Here is a 6,943-nt window from a genome sequence, read left to right on the forward strand (position 1 = left end):
GGCTCCCCCTCTCTCTTTCCGACCGTACGAATCGACCCGCTATGGCACCGGCAGTTTCACTTCGCCGGACATTTCGTGAATTCTGGCCCGGAACTCGGGGACTACGGCTGCTGTTCGCAGCCGGAGTGGTGTTCTCGGTCCTGGCCGCGTTGTGCGAGGTCGCCGCGATCGCCCTGTTCGGGCACATCACCGACGAGGTGCTGACCACGCGGCGGCTGTCGGCGTTCTGGGGACCCGCGTCCGCCTGGTTGGCGCTCGCCGCCCTCGCGGGGGCGGCGGCGTTCGCCGGCACGTATCTCACGGCCCTGGGCGCGGAACGGTTCCTGCTCACGCTGCGTGACCGGGTCTTCGGCCACATCCAGTCGCTGTCGCCGGACTTCGTGGAGAACCGGCGGCTGGGCGACCTGATGGCCAGGCTCACCGACGACATCGAGGCCATCGAGGAACTGGTGGGCTCCGGCCTGGTCAAGCTGATCACCACGGTCGCCAGCGTGGTGTTCTTCGCGGGGGCGGCGTTCTTCGTCCGCTGGGATCTCGCGCTGGTCACGATGGCGCTGATCCCGGCCTTCGTGGTGGTCTCGAAGGTGTTCGCGGCCAGGTTCAGGACCGCCTCCGCCAGGGAGCGGCTGAGCAACGGCGCGATGAACAGCGTCATCGAGGAGGGGCTGGCCAACCAGCCGCTGGTGCAGGCCTGCAACCGCCAGAGCCGCGAATCCGCGCGGCTGCACGACGAGGGCCGCTCGTGGCTGGGCGCCAACATGGCCCAGGCCCGGCTGTCGGCCCTGTACGAGCCCGCGCTGCGGGTGCTGGAGACCGTCTGCCTGATCGTGATCCTCGGAATCGGCGCCTGGGAGATCGCCGCCGGCCGGCTCACCCTGGGCGGGCTGCTGGCCTTCGCCGCGTACCTGGCGCTGCTCTACCCGGCCGTGCAGAGCCTGGGAGAGATCGCGCTGACCGTGTCGGAGGCCGCGGCGGGCTCAGACCGGGTGATGGAGATCCTCAGGATCCGTCCCGTGGTGACCGACAGCGGCACCGCGACCCCGCAGGCCGGCCGCGGCGCCGGGCGCGTGAGGTTCGAGCACGTGGGCTTCACCTATCCGGGACGCCGGCATCCGGCGCTGCGGGACGTGTCGTTCACCGTCGAACCAGGCGAGCTCGTGGTGTGCACCGGGCCGAGCGGGGCGGGCAAGTCCACGCTGGCCAAGCTGCTGCTGCGCTTCCACGACCCGAGCAGCGGGCGCATCCTGCTGGACGGGACCGACATCCGCGACCTGACCTGGGCCGCGCTGCGTGACAACGTCACCGTGCTGCACCAGGAGCCGCTGATGTTCTCCGGCAGCGTCTGGGACAACATCGCCTACGGCCGCCCGGACGCCACGCCCGGCCAGGTGCGCGCGGCCGCGGAGCTGGCCGGGGTACACGAGTTCGCGCGGCTGCTGCCGCGCGGCTACGACACGCCGGTGGGCCCGCGGGGCCGGCTGCTGTCCGGCGGCCAGCGCCAGCGCGTCGCGATCGCCAGAGCGGTGCTGCGTGATGCGCCGGTGCTGGTGCTCGACGAGCCCATGACCGGCCTGGACGAGGCCACCGCGGCCCGGGTGATGGAGCCGCTGCGCCTGCTCATGGCCGGGCGCAGCACCCTGCTCATCACCCATGACCTGCGGCAGGTCCCGGACGAGGCCCGGGTGGTGTCGCTGGAGCCGGGGCGGCGCGCGGAGCGGATCCCGCTCAAGCGGCTGTCACCACGCCCGGCGGCGGCCCCGCTCGACTGATCGCGGAACACGGGCCGGCTCTCCCGATCGGGAGGGCCGGCCTCGCCGTCTCCGCTTAGCAACCCAAGTTGACTAACGCTCTTCCAAGCAACTAAGGTTGCTCGCATGCCGGCTGAAGAGATCCACCCGTCCACCGATCCCGCCGACGGGCTGGCGGCCGTCGTGGCGCTGCGCCGCCTGGCCGACCAGCTGGAGGACGCCGCCGTCGAGCAGGCGATGCGGGCGGGCTGGGGCTGGCCGCAGGTCGCCGAGGCCCTCGGGATCACGCGCCAGGCGGTGCACAAGAAGCACGCCAAGCGGCTCATCGCGGCCGGCGTCACGCTGAGGAGACGACAATGAACGCATTCGACATGTACCTGCACACGATCCTCACGCAGGGAGACTACGAGGCCCGCAAAGACGGGTCGGCGACGGTCGAGGCCCACCATCTCCTGCTGGCCGTGGCCGGCTACGAGGGCACCCCCGAGCAGCGCGTCCTGGCCGAGGCCGGGCTCGACCAGGAGGGCGTGCGCGCCGCGCTCGATCGGGAGTTCGACCGCAGCCTGGCCGTGGCCGGGGTGTCACGCGCCGCCTTCGACCTGCCGCGCCCGAGCGTCGACTCCACGCGGCACCCCGGCATGGGCGCCTCGGCCAAGCTCGCGCTCGAACGGGGTTTCGCGTCCGCGCCGCGCAAGAAGGACCTGCGTCCCCCGCACGTGCTGCTCGGCATCCTGCAGTCCGAGGTGGGCACGGTCCCGCGCGCGCTCGAACTGGCCGGCGTCGACCGGGCCGAACTGACGGGCCGGGTGCGCGAACTGCTCGTCGGCCAGGACGGGTAGCCCCGTCCCGAAACCGGCAACGCGGGTTGCGCGCGGCGCGCCGGCTCGGCCAGGCTGGGCGGCCTGGTGAGCGAGGAAGGATCGTTGTCATGCGGGTTTTCGTAGCGGGCGCGACGGGCGCCGTCGGCCGGCTGCTCGTCCCGATGCTGGTCGAGGCGGGGCACCAGGTCACCGGGACGTCCAGAACGGCCGAGGGGGCCGAGCGGGTGCGGCGGCAGGGCGCGGCGGCCGCGCGGGTGGACGTCTACGACGCCGGCGGCCTGCGCCGGGCGGTGGCCGCGGCCGCGCCCGACGTGGTGATCCACCAGCTGACCGACCTGTCGGGCGCCGACGGCGCCGCCAACGGCCGGCTGCGCCGCGAGGGGACACGCAACCTGGTCGACGCGGCCAGGGCGGCCGGGGTGCGCAGGATCGTCGCCCAGTCGATCGCCTGGGTCTACGCCCCCGGCCCGGCGCCCGCAGACGAGTCCGCGCCGCTGGACGTCGAGGCTGAGCCGCCGCGGGCCGGCATGGTGGCGGCGGTCCGGGCGCTGGAGGAGACCGCCGCCGAGCTGGAGACGGCCGTGGTGCTGCGCTACGGCATCCTGTACGGCCCGGGCACCTGGTACGCCCCCGGCGGCCCGGTCGCGGCGGCGCTGTCCGGCGACCCGGCGGCGACGTTCCTGGGAAGTCTGGTGGCCGACGACTCGGTGAGCTCGTTCGTCCACGTGGCGGACGCGGCGCGGGCCGCGGTCGCCGCACTGGAGTGGCCGGCGGGCCCGGTCAACGTGGTGGACGACGAGCCGGCGCCGGGCCGCGCGTGGCTGCCCGTCCTGGCCAAGGCGCTCGGCGCGCCGGAGCCCGAGCCCGTCGCCGGGCGGCTCGGCTGGGCCCGCGGCGCGGTCAACGGACTGGCCCGGTCCCGTGGCTGGCGCCCGGAACGGCCGTCCTGGCGCTCCGGTTTCGCCGAGCGGGACGCCGGCGTCTGACACACTCCACCCATGCCCATCGATCAACACCTTTTACTGCTCTTCACGGTGACCACGGTCATCGCCATGATCACGCCGGGCCCGGACATGCTGTTCGTGCTGGGCTGCGGGATGCGCGGCGGCGCGCGGGCCGGGCTGTTCGCCACGGCCGGGGTGGCCGTGAGCGAGGCGGTGCACGTCGCGGTGGCGGCGGCCGGGCTGGCGGCCCTGTTCGAGGCGGTTCCGGTGGCGTTCACCGTGGTCAGGGTCATCGGCGCGGCCTACCTGATCTACCTCGGCGTGCAGATGCTGCGTAACCGCAAGGGCGTCGAGGACGAGCTCGACTCCGCACGCCCCGGCCTGACAGGACGGCGGGCGTTCGCCAGCGGCATGCTGACGAACCTGCTGAACCCGAAGATGGTGACGTTCACGATCGCGTTCCTGCCCCAGTTCGTCGACCCGGCGCTGGGCCGGGTGTGGCTGCAGTTCGCGATTCTCGGCGCCATCCTGATCCTGCTGGAGTTCGCGGTGGACGGCACGGTCGGCGTGCTGGCCGGGCGGATCGGCGGCTGGCTGCGCCGGCGCGCGGCGGCCAGGCGGCGCATCGACGTGGCCACCGGCGGCATCTTCATCGGTCTCGGCGTGAAACTGGCCGTCGACCGGTAATCCCCTATTTCCTACCAATTGTGTTGACTATACCCGGGGCGCGATCTACGGTGAGAGCGTGATCACCACGGCTCTCACCATCCGCGGCCACGTGGACTTCTGCCGCGTGGCCAGCGCCCTGTGTCCGTCCTTCCGGCCATCGACCCGTTCACTCCCGGAAGGACCGCATTCATGTCATCCCTGTCCATCACTCCCGTCGCGGGCCGCATAGGCGCGCAGCTCTCCGGCGTACGGCTGGGCGGCGACCTGCCCGCCGAGCTGGTCGCGGAGATCCGGCTGGCGCTGCTCACCCACAAAGTGATCTTCTTCCGCGGCCAGGACCACCTCGACGAGCGGAGCCAGGTGGCCTTCGCCCGGCTGCTCGGCGAGCCGACCGCGGCGCACCCCACCGTGCCCGCGCTCGACGGCAACGGCCACATCCTCGACCTCGACTACCGCCGGGGTCAGAAGGTCGATCGCTGGCACACCGACGTCACCTTCGTCGACCGTCCGCCGCTGGCCTCGGTGCTGCGGGCCGTCACCGTCCCGCCGGCCGGCGGCGACACCTTGTGGGCCAACACCGTGACCGCCTACGAGCACCTGGCCGCCGAGCTGCGCGACCTGCTCGACCGGCTGCGCGCGGTGCACACCAACCAGTACGACTACGCCAGGGTCGCCGCCGCCGACGATCCGGAGCTGGCCCGCGAACAGGCCGAGATCTTCTCCTCGACCGTGTTCGAGACCGAGCATCCGGTCGTGCGCGTGCATCCGGAGACCGGGGAACGCTCGATCCTGCTCGGCGACTTCGCCAGGCGGCTGACCGGGCTGTCCTCGACCGCGTCGGCGTCGCTCATCCGCCTGATCCAGGAGCAGGTCACCGAGGTGGAGAACACGGTGCGCTGGCGGTGGGCGCCGGGTGACGTGGCCGTCTGGGACAACCGCGCCACCCAGCACCGGGTGGTGCACGACTTCGGCGACCGGCCGCGCCGCCTGCACCGGGTCACGATCGCCGGGGACGTGCCGGTGGGCGTGGACGGGCGGCCCAGCACGGCACTGGTGGGCGACGCCGCCGCGTACTCGCCGGTGGCCGCCTGACCTTCATCGCCGGAAAAGGCGTCACTCCTGAAGAAGGGGTGACGCCTTTTCGTTTTCCGATTGCGCCTGGCGAATGGCGCGCGACAACGCGTACGCGGCCGCGAGAAAGGCGACGCCGACCCACACGGACGGCGGCGGCGGCACGAACTCCGGATCCTCCAAAATCGCGTACGAGATGAAGTCGAAGCCGAGCACCCGGGCGACGATGTTCGCCAGCACATTGGCCAGCCCGCACCCGGCGAGCACGACGACCACGATCCTTCCTGGCCGGCGCCCGCGTAACCTGGCGGTCAGCGCGACGAGCAGCAGCGGCACCGCGAACAGCAGCAGCGCGGTGTCCGCGAGGGTCACCAGGACGGGCCACAGGCCCGAGCGGAAGACGGGCTGGGCCAGCACCGCGAATCCCACCCCGCTGTCGGTGCTCGTGACCGCGCAGGCGGTCGTGCTCCTGGCCCAGCCGCAGGGGGAGAACAGTGACGGCAGCACGACCAGGAAAGCGCTGATCAATCGCCAGGCGGTGGAGGACAATCCGGCTCCTCGGATTTCAGTGGATCTTGCCGAATGAGGAGTATGCCAGCCACCGCCGGAAAATCACGGCGAAAGCCGGACGCCGGGCCCGCGAAATGCGGTCCCGGCGTCCGGAGGTGGATTCACGGATGGGCGATGAAACGGCCGAAGCGGCCCTGGTGATAAAGCAGCGGCCGGCCGGGCCGGTGCACGCGGGCCTCGGCGACCATGCCGACCACCAGCACGTGGTCGCCGACGTCCATGGTCTCGTGCGGCAGGCAGATGAGGTGGGCGGAGACGTCCTGCAGCAGCGGGGCGCCCAGCGGTCCCGCGCGCCAGCGGGTGGGTTCGGCGAAGCGGTCCGTCCCCCTGCGCGCGAACCTGGCCGCCAGTTCGGCCTGGTCGCTGGCCAGCACGTTGACCGCGAAGTGGTCCGCCGCGCCCAGCCTGGGCCAGGTGGTGGAGGTCCGGTCGACGTAGAAGGAGACCAGCGGCGGGTCCAGGCTGACCGAGGAGAACGACGTGGCGGTCAGCCCGACCGGGATGCCGTCGCTCTGCGCGGTGATGATGACGACCCCGGCGGCGTGCACGGCGAGCGCGCGCCGGTAGCCTTCGGCGTCCAGCGCCGATGAGCGGCCGTGCAGGGTCTCCGTCATCGCGGCGCTCCTTCGCCGAGTGCGGCGGCCACCTGCGGCGCCACCCGGTCCGCCCAGCGCCGCAGCACCTCCCGCAGGTTCGGCAGCTGCGACTCCAGCAGCGCCAGCCCGGGCGTCGGGACGAACGCGCCCAGCTCCACCAGCAGCGGCCGCAGGTGCACCTCGACCGCCAGCGAGTGCGCCGGGTCGCCCATGACCAGCAGCGGCAGCGCCGCCGACCCGGCCAGGGCGCCGGACGGCAGCCGGTCGAGGAACGCCTTGAGCAGGCCGGTGTAGGTGCCCTTGTAGGTGGGGCTGGCCACCACCAGCACGTCCGCCTCGGTGACCAGTTCCAGCGCCACCTCCACCCCCGGGTGCGGGACGGGCGAGAGCAGGTGCGGCCCCAGCGCCGACAGGTCCACCACCTCGGGCAGCCCGACCGCGCCGACGTCCGGACGGGGCGCCGCCACCAGCCGCCCGTCGTCGTGTCCGTCGGCGCGGCCGAGCCCATCCCCCCGGCCCGGCTC

9 protein-coding genes are annotated in these 6,943 nt (G+C 72.8%); 6 read left to right on the top strand and 3 right to left on the bottom strand.

The window, feature by feature from the left end; all coding sequences use genetic code 11:
- Positions 1-125 precede the first annotated feature (125 nt).
- From HII36_RS36975 to HII36_RS37000, 6 genes are all read left to right on the top strand, one after another.
- Positions 126-1,769: an ABC transporter ATP-binding protein gene (locus HII36_RS36975; RefSeq protein WP_328808054.1), complete on the top strand. Its 1,644-nt coding sequence runs from the start codon at positions 126-128 to the stop codon at positions 1,767-1,769.
- Between the two features lie 105 nt (positions 1,770-1,874).
- Complete coding sequence (locus HII36_RS36980; protein ID WP_173527973.1) at positions 1,875-2,108, top strand: hypothetical protein; 234 nt, start codon at positions 1,875-1,877, stop codon at positions 2,106-2,108.
- Positions 2,105-2,587, top strand: coding sequence for a Clp protease N-terminal domain-containing protein (locus HII36_RS36985; protein WP_173527974.1), 483 nt, complete (start codon positions 2,105-2,107; stop codon positions 2,585-2,587). Before HII36_RS36980 ends, HII36_RS36985 begins: the two co-directional genes overlap by 4 nt.
- Positions 2,588-2,676: 89 nt before the next feature.
- Positions 2,677-3,555, top strand: coding sequence for an NAD-dependent epimerase/dehydratase family protein (locus HII36_RS36990; RefSeq protein WP_173527975.1), 879 nt, complete (start codon positions 2,677-2,679; stop codon positions 3,553-3,555).
- 12 nt (positions 3,556-3,567) lie between these two features.
- On the top strand, positions 3,568-4,200 hold the full coding sequence (locus tag HII36_RS36995; protein ID WP_173527976.1) for a LysE family translocator: 633 nt from the start codon (positions 3,568-3,570) through the stop codon (positions 4,198-4,200).
- Positions 4,201-4,371: 171 nt separating this feature from the next.
- On the top strand, positions 4,372-5,274 hold the full coding sequence (locus HII36_RS37000; RefSeq protein WP_173527977.1) for a TauD/TfdA dioxygenase family protein: 903 nt from the start codon (positions 4,372-4,374) through the stop codon (positions 5,272-5,274).
- 21 nt (positions 5,275-5,295) lie between these two features.
- Here HII36_RS37000 and HII36_RS37005 read toward each other — a convergent pair whose 3' ends face one another.
- The 3 genes from HII36_RS37005 to HII36_RS37015 form a co-directional block, all read right to left on the bottom strand.
- A complete protein-coding gene (locus tag HII36_RS37005; protein WP_173527978.1) occupies positions 5,296-5,802 on the bottom strand; it encodes a hypothetical protein in 507 nt (168 codons plus the stop codon).
- 122 nt (positions 5,803-5,924) lie between these two features.
- A complete protein-coding gene (locus tag HII36_RS37010) occupies positions 5,925-6,437 on the bottom strand; it encodes a flavin reductase family protein (protein WP_173527979.1) in 513 nt (170 codons plus the stop codon).
- On the bottom strand, positions 6,434-6,889 hold the full coding sequence (locus HII36_RS37015; RefSeq protein ID WP_236004259.1) for an NADPH-dependent FMN reductase: 456 nt from the start codon (positions 6,887-6,889) through the stop codon (positions 6,434-6,436). The genes HII36_RS37010 and HII36_RS37015 overlap by 4 nt, the downstream gene beginning before the upstream one ends.
- Positions 6,890-6,943 lie beyond the last annotated feature (54 nt).

The organism is Nonomuraea antri (assembly GCF_013283785.1).
Classification (GTDB): Bacteria; Actinomycetota; Actinomycetes; order Streptosporangiales; family Streptosporangiaceae; genus Nonomuraea; species Nonomuraea antri.

Excerpts from the sequence above, each read along its gene's own strand:
- HII36_RS36980 (WP_173527973.1), top strand. The coding sequence starts at position 1,875 with ATGCCGGCTGAAGAGATCCACCCGTCCACCGATCCCGCCGACGGGCTG.
- HII36_RS36985 (WP_173527974.1), top strand. The coding sequence starts at position 2,105 with ATGAACGCATTCGACATGTACCTGCACACGATCCTCACGCAGGGAGAC.
- HII36_RS36990 (WP_173527975.1), top strand. The coding sequence starts at position 2,677 with ATGCGGGTTTTCGTAGCGGGCGCGACGGGCGCCGTCGGCCGGCTGCTC.
- HII36_RS36995 (WP_173527976.1), top strand. The coding sequence starts at position 3,568 with ATGCCCATCGATCAACACCTTTTACTGCTCTTCACGGTGACCACGGTC.
- HII36_RS37000 (WP_173527977.1), top strand. The coding sequence starts at position 4,372 with ATGTCATCCCTGTCCATCACTCCCGTCGCGGGCCGCATAGGCGCGCAG.
- HII36_RS37010 (WP_173527979.1), bottom strand. The coding sequence starts at position 6,437 with ATGACGGAGACCCTGCACGGCCGCTCATCGGCGCTGGACGCCGAAGGC.